Below are 23,514 nucleotides of genomic sequence, written 5' to 3' on the forward strand. Positions count from 1 at the left end.
AGGCCCCCATGCGCCCGCGATATTCCAAGATGGGACCTGGTGAAGGTCCCAACTATGACTGGGAAAACGACCATACCTTCGTGAAAGTTTCCGGTCAGGACACGGGCGGAGCCTACACACTGATGGAAGACAACGTGAAGGCCAGCTTCGCACTTGGCCTTCATCGCCACGACAGCCATGCCGGGACATTCTGTTGTCCGGAAGGCGGGGTTGGTTTCCTTGTTGATGTGGATCGCGTTGATGTGGGCTGAGGATCACGAGCCACAGTCCGAAACATTCGGATGATGAGGTCTGAGATGACGATTCCCAATACCATGTCGGGCGTTTACCTGACCGATCACGGTGGACCCGAGGTTCTGGAATGGCGTGATGATATTCCGGCTCCTGAACCCGGGGCAGGGCAAGTTCTTGTTCGGGTCGCTGCCGCAGGTGTGAACAACACGGATATCAACACACGGGTCGGTTGGTATTCCTCGGGCGTCACCGGTGCGACGGATGCCGTTGATCAGAAGGTCGAAGCGGGCGGTTGGGGCGGTGCATTGCACTTTCCCCGCATTCAGGGCGGAGATCTTTGTGGCATCGTGGAACAGGTTGGGCCGGGTGTTGCCTTCAAACCCGGGCAGCGCGTGACCTGTCCGATAAACCTGCCGCGTCCGCGCCCGGGAAACCCGCAGGGCTTCATTGCGCTTGGATCCGAAATCGATGGGGCCTTTGCCCAGTATTGTCTGGTTGAAGCCGATGATCTCTATGACGTCAGCGCCTCGCCCCTTTCGGACGTGGAAATCGCCGCCATTCCTTGCGCCTTCGGGACGGCGGAAAACCTGCTGACCCGCGCAGGCGTGACTGCCGGGCACAATGTGCTGATCACCGGCGCCTCGGGCGGCGTCGGGCTGGCGGCGGTGCAACTGGCCGCCCTGCGCGGGGCGTCGGTTTGGGCTGTAACAGCGGGCACGAAAGCCGAGATCGTGAAATCCCAGGGGGCCGAGAATACGTTTGACCGGAACGACCCGCTGCCGCAGGATAAGTTCGATGTGGTGATCGATGTTGTGGGTGGCCCGGCCTGGCCGTCGCTGATCCTTTCCCTGAAATCCGGCGGGCACTATGCCGTTTCGGGGGCAATAGCAGGCCCGATTGTCGAAGCTGATCTGCGGGACATATATCTGCGCGACATCACCATACATGGGTGCACGCACCAGGCGCCCGAAGTCTTTGCCCGTCTTGTCGAACTGGTGAATACCGGACGGATCAAGCCACTGGTTTCCCGGACCTATCCGTTGAAGGATATTGGTATTGCACAGGCTGATTTTCAGTCAAAGACTCTTCCGGGAAAACTGGTATTGGTGCCCTGAGGAGTAATGACATGGCGGATATCACTCTTTTGGACGGCTCTATCGGGCAGGAACTGGTAAAACGCAGTGGCGACCGGGCGACACCGCTGTGGTCGACGCGCGTGATGATCGATCACCCCGATTTGGTTGCGGAAGTGCACCGCGACTATTTCAGCCGGGGTGCGACGGTCGCGACAACCAATACTTATGCCGTCCATCGCTCTCGCCTGGTGCGGGTGGGGATGGAGGATCAGATGCCCACCCTGATCGACACTGCCTTGACGCAGGCCGAACGTGCCCGCTCGGCAACCGGGGGGCGGATTGCGGGTGCACTGGGGCCATTGCTCGCTTCATATCGCCCCGACCTTAACCCGGACCCTGCGGATGCGGCTGAAAAGTTCGCTGAACTTGTGGCCATGATGGCCGCGCGGGTCGATCTGTTTTTGATCGAAACCGTGTCCTCGGTGCAAGAGGCCGAGGGCGCATTGCGTGGCACGGTCGGATGCGGAAAACCGGTTTGGCTGTCCCTGTCGGTCAATGATGACGATGGCAGCCTTCTCAGGTCCGGCGAACCGTTGGCGGACATTGCACCGTTGATGGAGGAGTTTTCGCCCGATGCCGTGTTAATCAACTGTTCGCGCCCCGAGGCGATCCCGGCGGCGCTCGAGGTTCTGTCCGGCATGAACCGGCCTTACGGGGCCTACGCCAATGGCTTCACGCATATTACGGATGATTTCCTTCAGGATGCGCCGACCGTGGATTCCCTGCAAGAACGGCATGACCTTGGCCCCAGGGCTTATGCGGATCAGGTGATGCGGTGGATCAATCAGGGGGCAACGATTGTTGGCGGGTGCTGCGAAATCGGGCCGGATCATATCGAAGAACTGGCGAACCGGTTGCGGGCCGCCGGTCATAACATCGTTTGAAAAAAATGGCGGCAAAATCTACTTCGGACGCTCCAAAGCAGGCCATCCGGCATTTCGACATCCTTGTCGCGCCGGGTTTCGTGCTGTTGGAGCTGGCGTCGTTGGTAGAGGTATTGAGGCTGGCCAACCGCGTATGCCCAAGCCCTCCGTTCTCCTTCACCTATCGCTCGCTCAAAGGTGGCCCGATTGCCAGCAGCAGTGACGCCGTGGTTCAAACAGAAGCGGTGCCGTCACAGCCAAGGGCGGATTACCTGTTCGTAATCGGCAATTCAGATCCGGACCATCCGGATTTGTCGTTGGGGCGGGTGGTGTCGGACTATACCTTCCGGGACGCCAAGGTGTTCCTGCTGGCCGAAGCCGCCAGCCGCTATATCGACGAGCAGGGAACAGCCGACTTGGCAACCCATTGGGAAAACGCATCGTTCCTGCGGGAACGCGGTGCCCGGTTCGAAGCCAAGCTGTCGATCGCAACCGAACAGGGCGCGGTTGTGACATGCGCCGGGATGGAGGCCACGACGGATATCGCCTTGGCGGTGATCGGGCGCCATATCTCGGGGCCTGCGAAGATGACCGTGGCCGACATCATGCTGCATGAGAACATCCGCGATTTCGCTTCGATGCAACCGTTCTCGGGGGCCAAGTTGACGGCGACCGGCGATTCGAAGCTGGATCAGTGCATAAAGCTCATGCAGGCCAATATCGAAGACCCCCTGCCGATCAATCAGATCGTCGAATCGCTGCACCTGTCGAACCGGTCCCTCGAGCGCAAGTTCAAAACCTTTTTTGGAACCACTCCCAACGGATTCTACCGGGAAATGCGACTGGCCAAGGCAAATAACCTGTTGCTGAACACCACGATGAGCGTACGCGAAATTGGATTGGCCTGTGGTTTTCCGAACGGGTTTTCGTCCGTGTACAAAAGCTTCTTCGGGGTCACGCCCTTTGTCGTACGCCGGCAAAAGCGAGCCGCATCACATCGGTGAAAACTGCGGATTCTGTGACGCTTTTGATGCATTTGTCGTCGATCTTTCATGGCAATCTGTGCCAAACCTGACACAGCGGAGATTTCAGGATGGTTGATCTTCCCAGCAAGGCCCGAGTGGTCATCATCGGCGGTGGCGTCATCGGATGCTCGGTTGCATATCATTTGACCAAGAAGGGCTGGACCGATGTTGTTCTGCTAGAACGCAAGCAACTGACCAGTGGCACCACCTGGCACGCGGCGGGCCTGATCGGGCAACTGCGCGCGTCTTCCAACATGACCAAACTGGCGCGTTATTCCGCAGAGCTCTATCTGGGCCTTGAGGAAGAGACCGGTGTCGCCACCGGCCTACGTCAGGTCGGGTCCGTTTCGGTCGCCCTGACCAGTGAGCGGTTGGAGGAGCTTCACCGAAATGCGGCAATGGCCCGCGCCTTTGGCGTGCCGGTCGAAGAGCTTTCTCCGACCGAAGTCAAAGAGCGATATGAGCATATCAACCTCGACGGCGTGGCAGGTGGCGTTTGGTTGCCAACCGATGGCCAGGCAGATCCTGCTAATATTGCCTTGGCGTTGGCCAAGGGTGCGCGTCAACGCGGTGGGTTGATCAAGGAACGGGTGAAGGTGACCGGGATTTCCCGGCACGGACGGCGCGCGACCGGTGTCGACTGGGTCAGTGATGACGGGCAATCCCAAGGGCATATCGCCTGTGATATGGTTGTCAATTGCGCGGGAATGTGGGGGCGCGAGGTAGGCAAGATGGCCGGCGTGAATGTGCCGCTGCACGCCTGCGAGCATTTCTACATCGTCTCTGAACCCATTGAAGGGTTGAGCCAGATGCCGGTTCTGCGGGTGCCAGATGAATGCGCCTACTACAAGGAAGATGCGGGCAAAATGATGTTGGGCGCATTCGAGCCCAATGCCAAACCCTGGGCCATGAACGGTATTCCCGACAGCTTCGAGTTCGACCAACTGCCCGAGGATTTCGACCACTTCGAACCGATCCTCGAAGCGGCGTGCAACCGGATGCCAATGCTGTCCGAGGCGGGTATTCACACCTTCTTCAACGGCCCCGAATCCTTTACTCCCGACGACGCCTATCACCTGGGTCTGGCACCCGAGATGGACAATGTCTGGGTCGCGGCCGGGTTCAACTCGATCGGTATCCAGTCCGCCGGTGGCGCGGGCATGTCGCTGGCCGAGTGGATGGATGCCGGTGAAAAACCCTTTGACCTGGGCGATGTGGATATCGGTCGGATGCAGCCGTTTCAGGGCAATAAGAAATACCTTTATGAACGCTCAAAAGAAACGTTGGGATTGCTCTACGCTGATCACTATCCCTATCGCCAGAAAGCCACGGCGCGGGGCGTGCGCCGGACGCCATTCCATCACCACCTGAATGAACACGGTGCCGTGTTCGGCGAACTGGCCGGGTGGGAGCGCGCCAACTGGTTCGCCAACGAAGGGCAGGAACGCGAATACAGCTACAGCTGGAAGCGTCAGAACTGGTTCGAGAACTCGGCCACCGAACACCGCGCGGTGCGCGAGAACGTGGGCATGTATGACATGTCCTCCTTCGGCAAGATCCGGGTCGAAGGCCCCGATGTCGAGAAGTTCATGAACTATATCGGTGGCGGCGATTATGCGGTGCCCAATGGCAAGATCGTCTACACGCAGTTTCTGAACCGTTCCGGCGGGATCGAGGCGGATGTCACCGTGACCCGCCTTTCCGAGACCGCCTATCTGGTGGTCACCCCGGCGGCGACGCGCCTGGCGGACCAGACGTGGATGATGCGTCATTCGGGGAACTTCAACGTGGTCATCACCGATGTCACGGCGGGTGAAGGCGTTCTGGCGGTGATGGGTCCGAATACGCGGGCCCTGCTGGAAAAGGTTTCGCCCAACGATTTCTCGAACGCGGCAAACCCCTTCGGCACCGCGCAGGAAATCGAGATCGGTATGGGCCTCGCCCGCGCCCACCGCGTCACCTATGTGGGCGAGCTGGGTTGGGAGATCTACGTCTCGTCCGACATGGCGGGCCACGTCTTTGAAACGCTGCACGAGGCGGGGCAGGACATGGGGTTGAAGCTTTGCGGCATGCACATGATGGACAGCTGCCGGATCGAAAAGGGTTTCCGCCATTTCGGCCATGACATCACCTGCGAAGATCACGTGGTGGACGCCGGGCTGGGCTTTGCCGTCAAGGTGGACAAGGGCTGCGACTTCATCGGCCGCGAGGCGGTGATCGCTCGCAAGGAAAGCGGGCCGAAATCGCGCCTGGTGCAATTCCGCCTGACCGATCCCGAGCCGCTGCTGTTCCACAATGAACCGATCATCCGCGATGGCGAGTATGTGGGCTATCTCAGCTCGGGCAACTATGGCCACACGCTGGGAGGCGCGATTGGCATGGGCTATGTGCCTTGCGAGGGGGAAAAGGCTGCCGACGTGCTGGCCTCGAGCTACGAGATCGATGTGTGTGGCGTGAAGGTCAAAGCCGAAGCGTCGCTCAAGCCGATGTATGATCCGAAATCCGAACGGGTGAAGGTGTGACCACGGGTTTTGGTGGGGGCGCTGCCCCCGCCGCCTTCGGCGACTCCCCCGGGATATTTTCGGCCAGATGAAGAGCGGGTCCCTTGTTCATCTGGCCACAAATATCCCGGAGCGCGAGGCAGAGCCTCGCATTTCAGACCTCACCTGAAAAGCGTGGTCTGACAACTCATCAAACATTGTTATGTGACACTTCACTGTTTTCAGAGTTTTCAACCCGTTCATTTCTGCCTTAAACCGAACCGGTATCAACCGGAGACCCGATGTGGCAGACACGCTTCTACCTTCACAGAACACGGACACACCAAAAGGGCTTGCGCTGGCAGTCACGGCCTATGTCCTGTGGGGGTTCTTGCCTCTGTACATGAAAGCGCTGGATCATATGGGCGCGGTCGAGGTTGTGGCGCACCGTGTTATCTGGTCAGTGCCTGTGGCCGGGTTGTTGCTGGTTGTCCTGGGCCGAACCCGGGATCTGAAGGCCGCGCTTGTCAATCCGAAGATGTTGGGTATGGCCGCTTTGACCGCTGCGCTTATTTCCGTGAACTGGGCGATTTACGTATGGGCCATTTCCACGGGCAACGCACTGGATGCGGCGTTGGGGTATTACATCAACCCCCTATTCAGTATCGCGCTGGGGGCAATCCTGTTGAGAGAACCCCTGACACGGACACAACTGTTCGCGGTCGGATTGGCCGCGCTGGGTGTGGTGGTACTTGTGGTGGAAGCCGGTCGTTTGCCTTGGGCGGCTCTTGGGTTGATGATCAGTTGGGGATTCTACGCGTTCTTCAAGCGCTCGCTGCCGATTGGGCCGAACCAGGGTTTCCTGCTTGAGGTCCTGATCCTTTTGATCCCGGCGCTGGTCTATGTCACGTTTCTGGGTGTGCGGGGCACTGGTCATTTCGGTGTCGCGATGTCGGACACCTTGTTGTTGTCCTGTGCAGGGGTCGTGACGGCGGTGCCATTGCTGGTTTATGCAAATGGCGCCAAACTGGTGCGTCTGTCCACGATGGGCATCCTGCAATACATCGCGCCGACCATGATCTTCATTACAGCGATAACCCTGTTCGGCGAGAAGATAGACACGGGCCGGATGATCGCGTTCCCACTGATCTGGGCGGCTCTGGTCGTTTACTCGATCCCTATGATCCGGCAGGCGCGCGGTCAGGCCTGAAGCAACATACGCGCGGCTGCATCCGCCCAGAGCGCATACGCCCGTGGGCTGGGATGGTAGCCATCCGGTGCAGCCAATGCCGGGTCGTCCGGCAGGTCGAGTGGCAGATGTTGAACATGCGGAAATGCAGCCGCAACCTCTTGCAACCCCTGATCCAGGCGCGCGGCCTGGCATCCAAGCACCCAGGCCAGCGGCTGTGGTAGGGCCGGAAACCTGTTCATCTGCGGGACAGCGGTTACGACGATGCGACGAGCCCCCAGGTTTTCTGAAAGCAAGCGGATAAGGCGGGTCTGACGGCGCGCAAATTGCTGGCGTGTTACGGCACGGGTGACATCATTGACTCCGAGTGCCGTAACGACAGCATCGAACTCGCCGTCCATTTGCGACAGGCGGTCGATCGTGTCCTGGGTGGTGTGCCCGGTTGTCGCTTCCAGCCGCCATTCGACCGCATAGTGGCCGGCCAGACGGTTGACCAGATGACCGGATAACGCCTGATCTTGCGTGCCTGCGCCCACTCCGGCAGCCGAGCTGTCACCGGTGATCAAAAGCCGCAGACGTGGCCCGCGCCCTGTGCGGCCTTCGCGCGGGCCAGTCGGTTCCGGCAGCAACTGCGCGTTCCTTCGCACCGATAGCCCCTGCGTGGCAAGCACCGGAAGCAACGGAACCCGCAAAATCTGATCGGCAGCTAGGGAACGAGGCATTGTCAGCTCAGCGCGTTTTTGAATTCCAGAAAGCGAGCGTCTGTCATGACCCGCGCCATCATGGCATCGCGCAAGGCACCTACCGTTTTGTGGGGGCGCATGACGACCTCGAAAACCTGGATCAACCCGTCGTCATTCAATGTAACAAGATCCACGCCGATACCATCCAGATCACCGACTTTGCATTGAAACTCCAATGCCCAGTCTTTCCCGTCGCCCATGACGCGCCGATAACGAAAATCTGAAAACACCTGCCCGACATGCCCCAGAACGGCAGCGACCGGAGCGCGCCCTGTCCAGGTGCTGTAGTATGTGGGCGGCAGGAACTGCACATCTTCGGCCAGGAGCTGATGGATCAAGGTCTCATCGCCCTTTGCGACAACCTCTTGCATGCGTTCAATTGTCGGGTGCATGGCATCTCCTCCGCTTTTGAAGAGAAGGTCACCGAACATCGGCGGGCATGCAAGGACGACGTTGCGGGAGGTCACGAGCTGGGATAGGCACCCTGCATGAGCGACACCTATGATCCCCCTCAAACCCCGCTGGATGTGTTGCATGAAGATGCACAGCTGATCGTGGTGAACAAACCTTCGGGCCTGCTTTCGGTTCCGGGGCGGGGCGCGCATCTTTCAGATTGTCTGTTGACCCGGGTGCAGGATGCATTTCCACAAGCACTGCTGGTGCACCGGCTGGACCGTGACACGTCCGGTGTCATGGTCTTTGCCCAAACGCCGCACGCACAGCGCAACCTGAGCATGCAATTCGAGCAGCGTCAGACCCGCAAAACCTATATCGCCCGAGTCTGGGGGCAGCTGGAACCCAAGACCGGCACCGTGGACTTGCCTCTGATCGTGGACTGGCCCAACCGACCCAGACAGATGGTTTGCCACGCGACGGGCAAACCTGCCGTGACGGACTGGCGTGTCGTGAAGACCGAAGGCGATACGACGCGTGTGCGTCTGTTTCCCAAAACGGGCCGGTCTCATCAACTTCGCGTCCATATGCAGGCGCTGGGCCACTCGATCCTGGGCGATCCATTCTATGCGACGGGCGATGCGTTGGACTTCCCCAGATTGATGCTGCATTCGGAAGAACTGCGTCTGAAACACCCGGAAGGTGGGGTTTCGATGAAGTTTCGGGCCCGGCCCGAGTTCTGATCTCAGGCCGTGCTGGTCCAGAGCATCTTTAGATTTCCCAGCGAAAATCGTCTGGATCGTTTCTTTGATACGGGCTGCTTGCACTGCCGGGCCATGGCGATTTCGCGCTCGATCTCGAAGGCGCGCAGGGTATGGTCCTGAGACCATTGCCCCAGCCTGAGTGTCATCATGACATGGGTGTCGAGGTATGGCATTTTTCGTGCTCCTTCTTTCGATGCCAATTCAATCTGGCCCATCACTCCTGACACCCTCTTGTCAGTGGGGTGTGCTAGGGTGTCAGCATGGTGACAGGAGGATGCAATGCGCCGTTCGACCCGATTGTTTGAAATCATCCAGATCCTGCGGGCTGCGGGCGCTCCGGTCACGGCAGAGGCCCTGGCCGCAAGGTTGGAGGTGTCCGTGCGCACGGTTTATCGGGATATTGCCGAGTTGCAGGCGCAACGGACGCCCATCGAAGGTGAGGCCGGTATCGGGTACGTGATGCGGCGAGGCTATGATCTGCCGCCGCTCAATTTCGATGCAGAAGAAGTTGAGGCCTTGTGGGTTGGCCTGTCTCTTCTTGCGCGTACCGGCGACAGTCACCTTCAAAGGGCCGCCAGCCGGATATGCCAGAAGATCGACGCATTGCATTGCCCAGCGGATTGGTTGCAGGTTGCCCCATGGGGTGCCCCGGCGGATGATCCAAACAAGGGTTGCGTTTCGATCGCGCATTACCGCGAAGCCATCAGGGCAGAGCGGAAAATCCGTATCACCTATGAAGATGGCGAAGGCGAACGCACGGTTCGGGTCGTGCGCCCTGTGGCGCTGATCTATCACATCGAATGCACGATGTTGGCAGGCTGGTGCGAATTGCGCAACGGGTTTCGCCATTTCCGCACCGACCGTATCTGGTCCAGTGAATGCACCGAAGATAGCTTTTCAGGACAAAGCAGGTCGTTGCGCGAGCTCTGGCTGGAGCAACAGAACGCAGAAACGTTCGTTGAAGCGGTTTGAATACGTGTTTGGCGGGTATTCGCCGACTTCACCGCATTGTAGCTTGAGCCGCCAAGCCTGCACAGTGATATACTGAGGAAAACGAAGCACGCCCGAATAACGGGTGCTGGAGCAGAAGGTGATATCATGACGATTTCCAAGTTTTTCGTGGCCACAGGTTTGTGTTCAGCCCTTGTGTTGGCGGCCTGTACCGACCCGGGCACGCTGACAGTACAAAACGACCCGAACCAGAACGCCAAACAGGGCGCCGTTCTGGGTGGGCTGGTCGGCGCTGGAATCGGGGCGATTGCCAATAATTCGAACCCCGGTCTGGGCGCGTTGGCCGGTGCTGCAATCGGTGCTGCCGGGGGCGGCGTGATCGGCAATCAACTGGACAAGCAGGCTGCGGAGCTGCGCCAACAACTGGCAAATGACGGAATTACAATCGTCAACGCAGGCGATCGCCTGATTGTGACGGTCCCGAATGACATCACCTTTGACACCGACAGTTCGACTGTGCGCCCGGCGTTGCGGTCTGATCTGGTGAAAGTGGGCCAGAATCTGGTCAACTACCCGAATTCGAACGTGCAGATCATCGGGCACACTGACAGCGACGGCGACGCAACCTACAATCAGGGCCTGTCAGAGCGCCGCGCGAATGCCGTGGCCGATATCCTTCAGGCCAACGGTGTCAGCTACAACCGTATTCGCACGATCGGGCAGGGCGAAAACAACCCTGTCGCGTCCAACCTGACGCCGGAAGGAAAATCGCAAAACCGGCGTGTCGAGATTGTCGTGGTGCCCAGCGGGAACGCGTAACCACTGCGCGGCGTGAACAGCGGGGCCGCCCAATGGGCGGCTCGGTTTGCGCAATGACTGTGCGTCAAATGGGGTTTGGATCGGGGTGATCTCGGTCTAACTTGCGCCAAACACAGAAACGGAGCTTTCCCGATGTCCCAACCGACCCTTCTTGGCCTGTCCGGGTCCCTGCGCCAGAACGCGACCAACCGTAAGCTTCTGCGCGAGGCGGCACGGTTGTTCGATCCGGCAAGCTTTGTCGAAGCGAATTTGAACCTGCCCCTCTACGACGGTGATCTGGAAGACAAAGAAGGGATTCCCCAGGCGGTTCATACGCTGGCCAATCAGATCGCACAGGCCGATGCGGTGATCATTTCGACACCAGAGTACAACAAGGGTCCATCAGGCGTTCTGAAAAACGCGCTGGACTGGGTCAGCCGAACGCAAGGCAATCCATGGGCCGACAAACCGGTTGCGGTAATGTCGGCGGCCGCTGGTCGTGCAGGCGGGGAACGGGCGCAGATGATCCTGCGGGCCTGTATGGTTCCATTTCAGCCGCGCATCCTGCAAGGGCCCGAAATCCATCTGGCGAACAGTTCGAACGAATTCGACGATCTGGGAAAGCTGCGTTCGGACCGGTACGAAAAGTCTTTGCATGACTTGATGCAGAAACTCCGGGCCGAGGCCGGTTTCTGATCGCGGGTCAGGCAAATGACGCAAGAGCGACAGACCGATCTCTTGGATCCGGCCCGCGCGGCCGCATTTCAGGTCGCGCTGGGTGGTGTGCCAACGATCGCCAGTGGTTCGGAATTGCCGCCCTTCTTCCATCAGCTTTATTTCTGGACCCCGCAACCGGCCGCCGCATTGGGTCGGGATGGGCATCCCAAGGTTGGGGGCTTGATCCCGGATATAGGGTTGCCGCGCAGAATGTGGGCCGGCGGGCGGTTGACCTTTCATGCTCCTCTGATCGCAGGGATCACCGCCGAAAAGAAATCGGTTCTTGAAAGTCAAAGCGCCAAGGTGGGGCGGTCCGGCCCGTTGGGCTTTGTCACGTTGCGGCACGAGATCTGGCAGAACGGTCAGTTGCGCATGACAGAGTGGCAGGATCTTGTTTATCGCGAAGATCCTGCGCCGGATGCTGAAATGCCCCAACCGCCCACAGCGCGCACCGATGAGACCGATTGCCGCGAAGTCGGGTTCGATTCAACGTTGTTGTTTCGATACTCGGCCCTGACCTTCAATGGCCACCGTATTCACTATGATCTGGACTATGCGCGCGATGTGGAAGGATATGGCGGGCTGGTCGTGCACGGGCCGCTTCTGGCGCAGCTTCTGATGCTTTTCGCGGTTGACCTGATCGGTCCGCTCGCCTCGTTTTCGTTCCGCGCGACTTCGCCATTGATGCATTTCGAAACTGCCCAGTTGTGTCGGAGGGGTGCAAACATGTGGGTGCGCGGCCCTGACGGGCGGCAATGCATGCAAGCCGTCGCCCAGTCACAATGAGGCTTCGGGCCGGAACTCATCAGGGATCGTATCCCGATCTTCCAGCATAAGATCGGCCATGACCTCGGCGATTTTGGGGGCCATGCCGAAACCGATTTTGAACCCGCCATTGGCGATGTACTGCCCTTGATGCAGGGGATGGGCGCCCAACATCGGCGCTCGGCTTTTGCTGCGCGGGCGCACACCAGCCCAGCGTTCGATCACCTCGGCCCCGTGCAACAAGGGCAGGACGCGCGTGGCGCGGTCTATCACGTCGTCCAGAGCTTCGTCCGTGCTGGTCGGGTCCTCATAATCCCGTTCCGAGGTCGATCCGACCGCAAGTGTTCCGTCTGCATGCGGCACAATGTGAATCGCGTCGGCGAATAGTTGCGGCACTTCCCCGGCGTCGAAGCGCAGCAGGGCGGCTTGCCCTTTGACTCCATTTCCGACGGTCTTGCCGTAGGCGTCGTTCAGTTCCTGCAATCCTGCAAGGCCCGTGGCGTGGATGACCTGCCCCTTGTCCTCGGCTTCACTGACAATGTGAACGCCCATGACCTCCAGCGCTGCGACCAGCGCGGCACAGGCCCGCCGGGGGTGCATTCGTGCCGTCAGCGTATCGCGAATGACAAAGCCTGTGGGGCTGGGTGGGCACCATGAACCCGCTTGGGTCGCGGTGATGACACGCCATTCCGCCCGACCTTGCCAAAGCTCATCTGCGGTGCCTTCGCGCTGGCGGGCCAGTTCCAGACCACGCGCGTCCGGGATCGGCTGAAGGCGGCCCAGCCGGCCATAGCCGGGTGAAACCCCGCCGGTGTCTTCGATCTGTCGCCAGAACGGTTCAGCCATGATCAGACTGTCGAACTGAAATGCTTTCTTGGCGTTCCAGTTTTCCGGCACATGCGGGGCCAATGCGCCGACCAGACCTCCGCTGGACCCGGCGCCGGGACCGGACGGATCGACAACCTGCACTTTCGCGCCGCGGCGCGCACAAATCCAGGCGATGGACAGGCCGAAAATTCCTGCGCCGCGAACCGTCACATCGACCATTGCCAATTCCCTTTTCCTTGTTCAGTGTCGCGCCGCTTAGCTACAGGATTCCCCAATGGCAGACCAGTGCGCCGAATTGACGTGGACCGAAGATCAGATACCGGTCTCGGATCGCTTCGACGACCCATATTACTCGTTACAGAACGGGCTGGAAGAGACGCGCCATGTGTTTCTGGCGGGAAATGATTTGCCTGCGCGATTTGCGCCGGGGTTTCACATTGCCGAGTTGGGTTTTGGCACCGGCCTTAACCTGCTGACCGCCTGGTCGGAATGGGAGGCATCCGGCCAGAAAGGGCCATTGCGCTTTACCAGTTTCGAAGCCTTTCCTATGGCACCGGACGACATGCAGCGCGCGCTTGGGGCCTTTCCCGAATTGCATCCGTGGAGCAGCCGGTTTCTGGCGCATTGGACAGGGCGCACGTGTATGTTGGATTCGCTTCGGTTTGAGGTGGTGATCGGCGATGCACGCAAGACATTGCCGAACTGGGACGGTGTGGCAGATGCCTGGTTTCTCGACGGGTTTTCACCAGCCAAGAACCCTGAATTGTGGGGCGCGGACCTGATGCAGGACGTGGCAAGCCACACTGTCAAAGGCGGTACAGCTGCCACGTATACAGCCGCGGGTTTTGTGCGCCGGGGGCTTGAAAGCGCCGGTTTCAACGTAACCCGCACACCCGGCTATGGTCGCAAGCGGCACATGACACGGGCACACAAAGCATGACCCAGACGAACAATGTCGGTGCGGGCATCGCTTTGATGGTGGGCGCGACAATTGTCTTTGCCTTGCAGGACGGTATCTCGCGCCATCTGGCCGGAACCTACAACACCTACATGGTGGTCATGATCCGCTATTGGTTCTTTGCGGCTTTTGTCATCGCTCTGGCCGCCCGGGCCCCCGGTGGGCTGAAGGCGGCCACAAAGACAAGTCAGTTGGGTTTGCAGATCGTGCGGGGCTTGTTGCTGGCGGCCGAGATCTGCATTGCGGTGTTCGGCTTTACGGTCCTTGGCCTGATCGACAGTATGGCCGTCTTCATCTGCTATCCTTTGCTTGTCGCCGCGCTGAGCGGGCCGGTGCTGGGCGAAAAGGTCGGATGGCGGCGATGGGCCGCGATCGGTGTCGGCTGCATCGGCGTTCTGATCATCCTGCAACCGGGCGCCGGGGTCTTTAACCCATGGGCTGTCATACCTTTGATTTCCGCTTTGCTGTTTGCGATCTATGGTCTTTTGACGCGATATGTCGCCCGTCAGGACAGCGCGGCGACCAGCTTTTTCTGGACCGGTGTCGCCGGTGCCGTGGCGATGACCGTGTTTGGCATGTGGTTCTGGGAGCCGATGGCGCGCGGCGACTGGCTCTGGATGGCGCTGCTTTGTGTCAGTGGGGTGTTCGGGCACTGGCTGTTGATCAAGTGCTATGAGATGGCCGAAGCCAGTGCGGTTCAACCCTTTGCATATTTTCACCTGGTCTGGAGCGCGATCCTGGGTATTTCGATCTTTGGCGAAACGTTGCGCCCCGAAGTCGTGGCGGGCGCAACCATCGTCGTGGCCGCAGGTTTGTTCACCTTATGGCGCGAACGCCGCCAGAGATGATCCGATCAGCTCCTGCGAGAAAGGAACCGGAAGGGCGGGTTGCCCCAGGCGGGCACGGTAGACCGGCAGGCTTTCGGTCACGCGCATCACGTAGTTTCGCGTTTCGTTGAACGGGATCGTCTCGATCCAGTCGACGATATCGACCTCGCCTGTGCGCGGATCACCATAGCGTTCCATCCACGAGATCGGGCGCCGTGGCCCCGCATTGTACCCCGCCGCCATCATCACAACGTTGCCGTTGAAATCGGCCGCCAGACCAGAAAGATAGTTGGCCCCAAGCTTTGCGTTGTATTGCCAGTCCGTGGTCAATCGTCCCGTCTGATGGCCGCTGAGAATGCCCAGCTCGCCCGCGACCAGCTTGGCCGTGGCGGGCATTACCTGCATCAGGCCGCGTGCACCCGCACCGCTGACGACGACCGGGTCGAACTCGCTTTCACGGCGCGCGATGGCCAATGTCATTTCCTTGGCCATCGGCAATCGCATATCTGCAACGGGATGGACCGGGTAATAGGCTGCGGGCAGAACGGTTCCCGTAGTTGCCGCCCGTTTGGCGATCATCACGGCCAGATGCGGCTGTTTCAGTTCGATCACCAGATCGCCCAATTGATTGGCCTGTACTGGATCAAGGCTTTCGACCAGATGGGTCAGGAACCGTTCGGACAGGTTTGCTTCTCCGGCTTTCAGCAACAGCAATCCGGCCTCCAAAACGCTGGAATCGGCAAATTCCGCCTGCCGCCAATGCGGCGCGCGCCGCGGATTGGCCAGTTCTGCATCAAACGGTCGTCCGATCCGTTCTGCGGCTAACAGACCGTAGAATGAGGTCTGGTAGTCGGCCCCCATCGCATAGGCGTCATACGCCTTGTCCGCGTCACCCAATGCCGCGTAAGCGCGCCCAAGCCAATAGCCACCACGGCCTTTCGAGATCGGAGATTTCACGGCGTCCGAAAAGTTCTGGAAGTGGCGAATGGCGGTGGCAGGATCATTCAGTTTGCGAAGCGCCAGAAAACCGGCCAGCCATTCAAGATCGGCATAGCCGTAACCCATTTCGGGGGTCATGTGATGATTGGCGGCCACGTCATATGCGCGCGCCGCACGGCCCGATCGCATCTCAAGCCGTGCAAGACGGCGCCGTCCCTCGGCCCATTTGTCAGGCTCACCCAGGGCGTCAGGCCCGGTAGAGCGTGCCAGCATCAGATCGACGGCGCTGTCATCCAGTTCTTTCTTGTCGCGCCAGACAAAACGATCGAAGGCCAGCCCGGGCGCATCCGCCAGAGACTTGGGAACTGCTGCCACCTTGGTGTCCACACCGGGTTGGCGTTTCTGCAATGCTATCCGTGCTTCGGCCAGTTTGCGTTCGTCTGAACCGACCAAAGGCAACATCTGCCCGGCGCTTACAAGATGACCGTCCCACAGCATTCTGTCCAAGCGCGCCGCGTGATGCGGCTTCAGAAGTTTGGCAAAGTTCTCCAGATAGCTTTTTTGCAGACCCGAACCCATTGGCATGGTGCGCCAAGCGGTCACAATGTCGGCCTCCGCTTCTCCGATGCGTCCCTTGGCTTTCAGAGCGACGGCAAAGTTCAACGCGCCCTCTGCCGTCTGAGGCGGCATGCCGGCATAGAATTTCAGAACCCTGTCTGGATCGGCACCGGTGAAAACAGGCTCGCTCTTGCGGCGCAACCATGCCAGCCCGGGCCAGTCCGGGCGACGTTCGAGAAACACCAACACGTCGCCAGAGCTGCCGAAGCCCTCGCGCAGCCAGTGCCAGACAATGATATCGCGCGATACAGAACCACGCTGGCCGGATACGCGCAACGCTGCGTTCCAGTCGCCTTTGCGCATTTCGGTAAGTCCAGCGCGCAAATCAGCAGCAGCATCTGCCCGTGCTGAATGCGTCGCAGTCACCGAATACAGAATCACAGCAGTCAACAGTGCCAGAAAGCGTGTCATCCCTTGCATTTCCCAACCAACCGAGGATAGAGCCTGTGAGGATAAACCGTGCGTCGCCGGGATCAACTCACAAAGCTGGAAACGTGAGGGACCGCGGCGTAAAAACTGCAAAATGCACCTTGAAGGAGCGTGTCATGTTCAAAGGCTCGATGCCAGCCCTCGTCACCCCGTTCAACAACGGCGAGTTGGACCTGAAGACGCTCAAACATCTGGTGGACTGGCAGATATCCGAAGGCTCGACCGGGCTGGTGCCTGTGGGAACAACCGGCGAAAGCCCGACGCTCAGCCACGAAGAGCATGAAACAGTGATCGAAGAGGTCGTCAAAACCGCTGCGGACCGCGTTCCGGTCATTGCCGGTGCCGGGTCGAACAACACGGTCGAAGCTGTCCGCTTCGTTCAGTTCGCGGAAAAAGTCGGAGCGGATGCGGCACTGGTCGTTACGCCGTATTACAACAAACCGACTCAGCGTGGCCTGATCGCGCATTTCGAGGCGCTGCATGCGGCCGCGGATATCCCGATCATCATCTACAACATTCCGGGCCGCTCAGTCATTGACATGACACCTGCCACGATGGGTGAACTGGCCAAGCTTCCCCGTATCGTCGGGGTCAAGGATGCAACGGGCGATCTGGCCCGTGTCAGCCAGCAGCGTGCAACTTGCGGCGCAGATTTCTGCCAATTGTCCGGCGAAGACGCCACCGCACTTGGCTTCAACGCACACGGCGGTGTTGGCTGCATTTCGGTCACCGCAAACGTGGTCCCCAGGCTCTGCGCCGAATTCCAGCAGGCGACACTGGCAGGGGATTACGCAAAAGCGCTGGAGTATCAGGACAAACTGATGCCGCTGCATGAGGCGATCTTCATCGAGCCGGGCCTGGTCGGTGCCAAATATGCACTCAGCAAACTGGGCCTTTGCAGCACCGAAGTCCGCTCACCCCTGACCGAGCTGGAAAACAGCACCAAGGATGCAATCGAGGCCGCAATGGCCCATGCTGGCCTGATCTGACTGGTATTTCAGAATACAACGAAGGGCGGCCTCGAACCTCGAGCGCCGCCCTTTCTTTTCCATATATCCAGACTTCATCTGGCTAAAAATATCCCGGGGGAGTCGCGGCTTGCCGCGGCGGGGGCAGAGCCCCCTCAGCGTTTGCCGTAATACAGCCCCACGACATGTTCGGCCTGCGCAAAGAACAGCCAGCGCGACGTTGCAACACCTGCCAGATGCGAGGCCACGGCCAGCAGGGCGAAGACGTGATTGAACGGCAACAACAACAGCAGAACCGGCAGCACGAATGCCAGAACGAACGAGATCAGCCGCAGTTTTTCGGCGTGTTTGCGCCCGACCACATGAACAAACTCTCGCAGCAGATAATTGGTGCCGGTATGGGGCGGCTCAAAGGCGCGGACGGAACCGCGTGCGCCAAGCCCGGTGGCTGTACCCAGATCAGTTCCCGATGATGCAAACGCCTGATCCCCTTTGCGCCAGTACAGTATCTGCACCAGCGCCGCGATCAGCAGCAGCGGCAGAGCTGCACTTGTCTGACCTGCCAGCAAGGCACCACCGGCCAGGCTGAAGCTGAGGAACATGGCAGGTGTCAGGTTCATGTTCCAGCGTGGGATGGTCTTGAGCTGCGTGTAGATCATCGATGTCGTGAACACTGTGGCCAGCGACAACCCTGCGCCGATCCAGCCCAGAAAACCCCAGCGCTGGTCCAGAAACACCACGCCAATTGCATAGAGCCCCATGACGACCAGCGCGAGGACGGCACACCAACCTTCACGGCTGAGCCAGCTGGTTTTCCATTGAGTGAAGGCTTTCAAGGCCCGTTCCGGATGGCCCAGGTGGAAGGTCGAAGCCAAAAGCCCGCCGACGGCCAGACCATAGGCAATGGCGAAGAACACAAAAGCCACCCAACCCGAAACAGCCGGAAACCCCAGGCCAAGAAAGAACAGCAGTCCAAATCCCAGACCGGACAGGGTGGTGAACAGAATGACGGAGGGTGCGGGATGCATCAGAGTTTCTCCAACGTCTTGTCGAGCCAGCCGAGGAACCCTTTGGGCTCGTCAGCGATGGGGGCCAGCAGGGGGGCCAGTATGTCGATCTGGTCTTCCACGGTGTCCTTGGGGCGCGGGGGCAGGTATTTGTTGACGGGTTTGGTTCCCATTTCCGGCATCAGGTCCATGCCACCCCGTTCTGCAACCAGCTGGCTGACATCGCTGTCAGGGTCGCCCAGATCACCAAAGTGCCTTGCGCCCGCAGGGCAGGTGCGAACACAGGAGGGGATACGGTCGACCTCGGGGAGGTTTTCGTTGTAGATGCGGTCCACGCAAAGTGTGCATTTCTTCATCACACCTTCGGCCACATCCAGTTCCCGCGCACCGTAAGGGCAGGACCAGGCGCACAGGCCGCATCCGATGCAATCGCTTTCATTGACCAGGACGATGCCATCCTCGACCCGCTTGTAGCTGGCGCCGGTGGGGCAAACGGTAACACAGGGCGCGTCTTCGCAATGCAGGCAGGATTTCGGGAAGTGGATCAGCTGGGCATGCCCGTCGGCAGGTTGCACTTCGTAGGAATGCACGCGGTTGAGAAAGGTGCCCGAAGGGTTTGCACCATAGGCGTCCTGATCCGAAAGAGGGGCGCCGTAATTTTCTGTGTTCCAGCCTTTGCAGGAAATAACGCAGGCGTGGCAGCCGACACAGGTGTCCAGGTCGATGACCAGGCCCATCTTGCGGTCAGTGGAGTTTGGTAGCTGGGTCATGTCAGTGAACCTCTGCTGTGGAGGGCAGGTGAGGGGGCCAGCCCCCTCTTGAGCCTGCGGCTCAATTCACCCCCGGGATATTTTTGGCCAGATGAAGTGCGGATCCGGGTCATTTGCCCACCTTCCAGGCCAGGTTCTCAGGGCCGGTTTCGACAGGAGATTTGATCGGGTCGAAATTCGGCTGGCTTTGCGCATCGGCAGGTGCGTCGGCTTTTTCGATTTTGACCTTCAGGTCGAACCATGCCGCCTGACCAGTGATCGGGTCCGAATTGGCCCAGCGCATTCCATCATCTTTGGACGGCAGCAATTCGTGAATCAGGTGATTGAGCAGGAAACCTTTGGTCGCTTCTGGTGCGTCGTCCTGCAAGGCCCAGGCGCCCTTGCGTTTGCCGATGGCGTTCCATGTCCAGACCGTGTTGTCGTTCAGCGCGGCCATCTCCATCACCGGCACGGTGATCTCACCGTGGGGGGAGCTGACTTTTGCCCAGTCTCCGTCTTGCAGGTTGTGTTCCCGCATCAGTTTGGTCGGGACGTACAGCGGGTTTTGCCCGTGCAACTGGCGCAGCCATGCGTTCTGTGTGCCCCAACTGTGATACATGGCCATTGGGCGTTGCGTCAGGGCGTTGACGGTGAAGCCTTCATTACCCTGCTGATCGGTTTCGTACCAGATCGGCAACGGATCCATGGTGTCCTTGATGCGCTGGCGCAGGTGCTCGGGCGGCTGGCGGTCTCCGTGACCTTCGGCAGCCAGCTGGAACCGGCGCATCGGTTCGGAATAGAGTTGGAACAGATAGGGCTGAGGGCTGTCATAGATGCCCATCCCGACGGCCCAGTCCTGATAGGCGGTGTTCCACGGTTTGTAGTAATCCGCGCCTTCCGGGATATGCGCCACATAAAATCCGCCGTTTTCGATATACCGGTTCAGCTGATCCGGATTGACCTCGCCGCGGCCTTCCTTGTCGCCGTCTGGACCCCGGAAGCCGGCCAGCGGGCCGATGCCAGGGCGTCGTTCGTGGTTGACAATGTAATCTGCGTAGTCATTCCACTTTGGGCTGCCGTCTTCATTCGTGAAACCCGGCAGGCTCATACGGTTGGCCAGCTCGATCAGAACCGACTGGAAACCACGCACGTCACGGTCGGGTTTGACCACCGGCCAGCGAATGGCGTCTGCTGCGGCGTCGGCCTCGCAGATCGGGCGATCCAGCAGGGAGATACAGTCGTGCCGCTCGAGATAGGTGGTGTCGGGCAGGATCAGGTCGGCATAGGCCACCATTTCCGAAGAATAGGCGTCGGAGTAGATGATGCGTGGGATGACGTAATTGCCGTCATCGGTCTTGGCCGTCAGCATCTCCATCACACCTTTGGTGTTCATGGAGGAGTTCCACGACATATTCGCCATGTACATGAACAGGGTGTTGATCTTGTAGGGATCACCAGCCGCTGCGTTCGAAATCACCATATGCATCAACCCGTGCACGGACATCGGGTTTTCCCAGGTGAATGCTTTGTCGATGCGTTGCGGCGTGCCGCAGTCATCCAGCAGCAGGTCTTCGGGACCTCGTGGAAAGCCCAGATGCGGGCCGTTCAGTGGGCGTCCCGGACGCCTGTCGCCATGGGGCGTCGGGTGCGCTTCGACCGGCTTGGGATAGGGTGGCTTGAAGCGGAAACCGCCCGGCACCTCGACTGTTCCCAGCAGGATCTGAAGCACGTGCAGTGCGCGGCAGGTCTGGAATCCGTTGGCATGGGCCGAAATGCCCCGCATGGCATGGAAGCTGACGGGACGACCAATCATCTTCGAGTGCTTTTCACCCCGAAAATCAACCCATTCTTGATTCAGTTGGATCGCCTCGTCAAAAGCGACCCTGGCGATTTCGGCGGCAATAGCCCGGATACGTTTGGCGGGAATGCCGCAGCGATCGGCCACCGCCTCGGGCGCGTGTTCGTTGCTGAGGTATTTCTCGGCCATCAAGTGGAAAACGGGACGGTGCGTTACACCGTCCTTGTCATAGGTCGCCGACAGGTCCGGGCGCACGCCGGGCTTGTCGAATGCGGTTGGCTTGCCCGTCTTGCGATCAATAACCAGCGGCTTGCCATCCTCGTCGCGCAGGAACAGGCCCTTTTCCGCACCCTCGCTTGCGTTCACCAGAACCGGCGCATTGGTATAGCGGCTCAGGTAATCCAGATCGATCTTGCCAGCTTTCATCAGGACGTGGATCAGCGACAAAATGAACAGCCCGTCTGTTCCGGGTGTGATGCCGACCCAGTCATCGGCAACTGCGTTATAGCCCGACCGGATCGGATTCACTCCGATCACCCGTGCGCCGCGCGCCTTGATCTTGCCGATCCCCATTTTTATCGGGTTGCTGTCATGATCCTCGGCGACGCCGAACAGCATGAACAGTTTGGTGTGATCCCAGTCGGGTTGCCCAAACTCCCAAAAAGCGCCGCCCATCGTGTAAATGCCACCGGCCGCCATATTGACCGAGCAGAAGCCGCCGTGGGCTGCGTAGTTCGGAGTGCCGAAATTCTGGGCCCAGAAACTGGTGAAGCTCTGGCTCTGGTCGCGGCCGGTGAAGAAAGCCAGCTTCTGCGGTGCGGTTTCATGCAGTTCGTTCAGCCAGCCCACGGCAGTGCTGAGCGCCTCGTCCCACTCGATTTCGCGAAATTCACCCGAGCCGCGTGGGCCGACACGCTTCAGCGGTTTGCGCAGGCGAGAGGGGGCGTTGACCTGCATGATCCCGGCAGAGCCCTTGGCGCACAACACACCCTTGTTGACCGGGTGGTCCCGGTTTCCTTCGATATAGGCTACCTTGCCATCTTTCATGTGAACGTTAATGCCGCAGCGGCAGGCGCACATATAACAGGTGGTTTTGCGGACCTCGTCCGAAACTTTCGGAGACGTTTCAAGGATCGGCTGCTGATGGGTCATTGGCGGGTCCTGTCGGTTATGTCGGGAGGATTGTTTCACTTTCCTTCCGATTTGAGAACATCGTTCTGAAGACGACGCGAGTTCTGAGTTTTATTCCCTGATAGCTTGCAGTGCCGTCACGGCGATCATCTGGGTCACGTCTTCGGCGCTGCATCCGCGGGAAAGATCGTTGGCGGGTCGGGCCAGCCCCTGCAGAACCGGGCCGATTGCGGTGTAACCCCCCAGTCGTTGCGTGATCTTGTAGCCGATATTGCCCGCGTCGAGATTGGGAAAGATCATCACGTTGGCCTGACCAGCGACCGAAGATCCGGGCGATTTGCGGTCCCCGACCGAGGGCACGAAGGCCGCGTCGAACTGAAGCTCGCCGTCGACCTCGAGATCCGGGGAACTTTGACGCAGTGTTTCAGTGGCCTCGATCACCTTGTCGACATCGGGATGCTTTGCGCTGCCTTTGGTCGAAAAGCTGAGCATGGCGATCTTGGGGTCAACCCGCAGCAGTGCGCGCGCCGATCTGGCCGAGGCGACGGCAATTTTGCTCAACTCGTCAGGGCTGGGATCGATGACCAGGCCGCAGTCCGAATAGAGCATCGCCCGCGCTCCGGGTTGAGCGTCTTCCGGCGGGTACATCAGGAAAAAGGATGATACCATTCCGGCATCGGGGGCCATGCCGATCACCTGAATGGCCGCGCGTACAATGTCTCCGGTCGTGTGAACGGCTCCACCTACGGTTCCAGTGGCCCGCCCGCTGCGTACCAGCATGGCGGCATAGACTGGCGGTGTTTCAACGGCGGCTCGGGCCTTGGCCGGATCGACGCCCTTGTGTTGGCGCAGTTCAAAATAGGTTTGAGCAAACTCTTCGGTCAGGTCCGAGGTTGCCGGGTCGTGAACCATGACGCCGTCAGAGCGAGTGGCGTTCTGGTTTTTGAGGGCGGCGTCGACCTCGGCTTGTGGACCGACCAGAATGACATCGGCCAGTCCGGCTTGTTGGGCGGCCAGCGCCCCCGCAACAACGCGGGGATCACTGCCTTCGCATAAAGAAATCACAGGGCGCGAGGCCGGGGCGCTCTGACGCAACAGTTCAATTGGTGTCATTGTCATGCGCTGTGGCCTCGTCCTTTAATTACGCTTCCTGAGCTTTCATGTCATCGGCGGAGATTCCGGCGACGGCGACGGGTTTTTTCAT

Annotated in this window: 23 protein-coding genes; 14 read left to right on the plus strand and 9 right to left on the minus strand. The window is 59.6% G+C overall.

Translation table 11 applies throughout. The features are described from left to right. Positions 1 to 8: 8 nt before the first annotated feature. From GS605_RS18540 to rarD, 6 genes are all read left to right on the plus strand, one after another. On the plus strand, positions 9 to 251 hold the full coding sequence (locus tag GS605_RS18540; RefSeq protein ID WP_171637719.1) for a hypothetical protein: 243 nt from the start codon (positions 9 to 11) through the stop codon (positions 249 to 251). Positions 252 to 296: 45 nt separating this feature from the next. Then, entirely contained in the window at positions 297 to 1,349 is a 1,053-nt protein-coding gene (locus tag GS605_RS18545; protein ID WP_216600251.1) for an alcohol dehydrogenase family protein, read from the plus strand. 11 nt (positions 1,350 to 1,360) lie between these two features. After that, positions 1,361 to 2,254 carry a homocysteine S-methyltransferase family protein gene (locus GS605_RS18550; RefSeq protein ID WP_171724929.1) on the plus strand — a complete coding sequence of 298 codons (894 nt, stop codon included), beginning with the start codon at positions 1,361 to 1,363 and terminating at the stop codon, positions 2,252 to 2,254. A gap of 5 nt (positions 2,255 to 2,259) precedes the next feature. Beyond that, positions 2,260 to 3,237, plus strand: a complete 978-nt coding sequence (locus GS605_RS18555; RefSeq protein WP_171724930.1) for a GlxA family transcriptional regulator — start codon at positions 2,260 to 2,262, stop codon at positions 3,235 to 3,237. Between the two features lie 89 nt (positions 3,238 to 3,326). Further along, positions 3,327 to 5,780, plus strand: coding sequence for an FAD-dependent oxidoreductase (locus GS605_RS18560; protein WP_171724931.1), 2,454 nt, complete (start codon positions 3,327 to 3,329; stop codon positions 5,778 to 5,780). Positions 5,781 to 6,042: 262 nt separating this feature from the next. Further along, a complete protein-coding gene (rarD, locus tag GS605_RS18565) occupies positions 6,043 to 6,948 on the plus strand; it encodes an EamA family transporter RarD (RefSeq protein WP_171724932.1) in 906 nt (301 codons plus the stop codon). Here rarD and GS605_RS18570 read toward each other — a convergent pair. Beyond that, positions 6,939 to 7,649, minus strand: coding sequence for an SGNH/GDSL hydrolase family protein (locus GS605_RS18570; RefSeq protein WP_171724933.1), 711 nt, complete (start codon positions 7,647 to 7,649; stop codon positions 6,939 to 6,941). The two genes, rarD and GS605_RS18570, sit on opposite strands and share 10 nt — an antisense overlap. Before the next feature lie 2 nt (positions 7,650 to 7,651). Next, a complete protein-coding gene (locus GS605_RS18575) occupies positions 7,652 to 8,062 on the minus strand; it encodes a nuclear transport factor 2 family protein (protein WP_171724934.1) in 411 nt (136 codons plus the stop codon). A gap of 96 nt (positions 8,063 to 8,158) precedes the next feature. Between GS605_RS18575 and GS605_RS18580 the strand changes: the two genes are divergently transcribed. Next, positions 8,159 to 8,806 carry an RluA family pseudouridine synthase gene (locus tag GS605_RS18580; protein ID WP_171637705.1) on the plus strand — a complete coding sequence of 216 codons (648 nt, stop codon included), beginning with the start codon at positions 8,159 to 8,161 and terminating at the stop codon, positions 8,804 to 8,806. A gap of 2 nt (positions 8,807 to 8,808) precedes the next feature. Here GS605_RS18580 and GS605_RS18585 read toward each other — a convergent pair whose 3' ends face one another. Next, entirely contained in the window at positions 8,809 to 9,000 is a 192-nt protein-coding gene (locus GS605_RS18585) for a hypothetical protein (protein ID WP_170345624.1), read from the minus strand. Positions 9,001 to 9,106: 106 nt separating this feature from the next. Here GS605_RS18585 and GS605_RS18590 point away from each other — a divergent pair, with 106 nt between their 5' ends. From GS605_RS18590 to GS605_RS18605, 4 genes are all read left to right on the plus strand, one after another. Continuing rightward, positions 9,107 to 9,799 (plus strand): YafY family protein, encoded by a 693-nt coding sequence (locus GS605_RS18590; RefSeq protein ID WP_171724935.1) that lies wholly within the window; start codon positions 9,107 to 9,109, stop codon positions 9,797 to 9,799. 126 nt (positions 9,800 to 9,925) lie between these two features. Beyond that, positions 9,926 to 10,597 carry an OmpA family protein gene (locus tag GS605_RS18595; protein ID WP_170345626.1) on the plus strand — a complete coding sequence of 224 codons (672 nt, stop codon included), beginning with the start codon at positions 9,926 to 9,928 and terminating at the stop codon, positions 10,595 to 10,597. A gap of 132 nt (positions 10,598 to 10,729) precedes the next feature. Then, the gene (locus GS605_RS18600) at positions 10,730 to 11,272 is read left to right on the plus strand and encodes an NADPH-dependent FMN reductase (protein WP_171724936.1); all 543 of its coding nucleotides are present in this window, start codon (positions 10,730 to 10,732) and stop codon (positions 11,270 to 11,272) included. A 15-nt stretch (positions 11,273 to 11,287) separates the two neighbouring features. Beyond that, positions 11,288 to 12,079 carry an acyl dehydratase gene (locus GS605_RS18605; protein ID WP_171724937.1) on the plus strand — a complete coding sequence of 264 codons (792 nt, stop codon included), beginning with the start codon at positions 11,288 to 11,290 and terminating at the stop codon, positions 12,077 to 12,079. Here the strand turns inward: GS605_RS18605 and GS605_RS18610 are convergent. Further along, positions 12,071 to 13,105, minus strand: a complete 1,035-nt coding sequence (locus GS605_RS18610; RefSeq protein WP_171724938.1) for an FAD-binding oxidoreductase — start codon at positions 13,103 to 13,105, stop codon at positions 12,071 to 12,073. The two genes, GS605_RS18605 and GS605_RS18610, sit on opposite strands and share 9 nt — an antisense overlap. A 55-nt stretch (positions 13,106 to 13,160) precedes the next feature. Here GS605_RS18610 and mnmD point away from each other — a divergent pair, with 55 nt between their 5' ends. Continuing rightward, positions 13,161 to 13,826, plus strand: coding sequence for a tRNA (5-methylaminomethyl-2-thiouridine)(34)-methyltransferase MnmD (mnmD, locus tag GS605_RS18615; protein WP_171724939.1), 666 nt, complete (start codon positions 13,161 to 13,163; stop codon positions 13,824 to 13,826). Further along, on the plus strand, positions 13,823 to 14,692 hold the full coding sequence (locus GS605_RS18620) for a DMT family transporter (RefSeq protein ID WP_171637697.1): 870 nt from the start codon (positions 13,823 to 13,825) through the stop codon (positions 14,690 to 14,692). Before mnmD ends, GS605_RS18620 begins: the two co-directional genes overlap by 4 nt. Here the strand turns inward: GS605_RS18620 and GS605_RS18625 are convergent. Continuing rightward, positions 14,666 to 16,639: a lytic transglycosylase domain-containing protein gene (locus tag GS605_RS18625; RefSeq protein ID WP_171724940.1), complete on the minus strand. Its 1,974-nt coding sequence runs from the start codon at positions 16,637 to 16,639 to the stop codon at positions 14,666 to 14,668. The two genes, GS605_RS18620 and GS605_RS18625, sit on opposite strands and share 27 nt — an antisense overlap. Before the next feature lie 134 nt (positions 16,640 to 16,773). On the opposite strand from GS605_RS18625, the gene dapA reads away from it, so the two are divergent. Beyond that, positions 16,774 to 17,646 carry a 4-hydroxy-tetrahydrodipicolinate synthase gene (gene dapA / locus GS605_RS18630; RefSeq protein ID WP_171724941.1) on the plus strand — a complete coding sequence of 291 codons (873 nt, stop codon included), beginning with the start codon at positions 16,774 to 16,776 and terminating at the stop codon, positions 17,644 to 17,646. A gap of 134 nt (positions 17,647 to 17,780) precedes the next feature. Here dapA and GS605_RS18635 read toward each other — a convergent pair whose 3' ends face one another. From GS605_RS18635 to pta, 4 genes are all read right to left on the minus strand, one after another. After that, positions 17,781 to 18,653 (minus strand): DmsC/YnfH family molybdoenzyme membrane anchor subunit, encoded by an 873-nt coding sequence (locus GS605_RS18635; protein WP_171637691.1) that lies wholly within the window; start codon positions 18,651 to 18,653, stop codon positions 17,781 to 17,783. Further along, entirely contained in the window at positions 18,653 to 19,402 is a 750-nt protein-coding gene (locus tag GS605_RS18640; RefSeq protein ID WP_171172200.1) for a 4Fe-4S dicluster domain-containing protein, read from the minus strand. The genes GS605_RS18635 and GS605_RS18640 overlap by 1 nt, the downstream gene beginning before the upstream one ends. 109 nt (positions 19,403 to 19,511) lie before the next feature. Beyond that, complete coding sequence (locus tag GS605_RS18645) at positions 19,512 to 22,331, minus strand: molybdopterin oxidoreductase family protein (RefSeq protein WP_171724942.1); 2,820 nt, start codon at positions 22,329 to 22,331, stop codon at positions 19,512 to 19,514. A 90-nt stretch (positions 22,332 to 22,421) separates the two neighbouring features. Beyond that, the gene (gene pta / locus GS605_RS18650; RefSeq protein WP_171724943.1) at positions 22,422 to 23,429 is read right to left on the minus strand and encodes a phosphate acetyltransferase; all 1,008 of its coding nucleotides are present in this window, start codon (positions 23,427 to 23,429) and stop codon (positions 22,422 to 22,424) included. Positions 23,430 to 23,514 lie beyond the last annotated feature (85 nt).

The organism is Ruegeria sp. HKCCD7559 (genome assembly GCF_013110575.1).
Classification (GTDB): domain Bacteria; phylum Pseudomonadota; class Alphaproteobacteria; order Rhodobacterales; family Rhodobacteraceae; genus Ruegeria.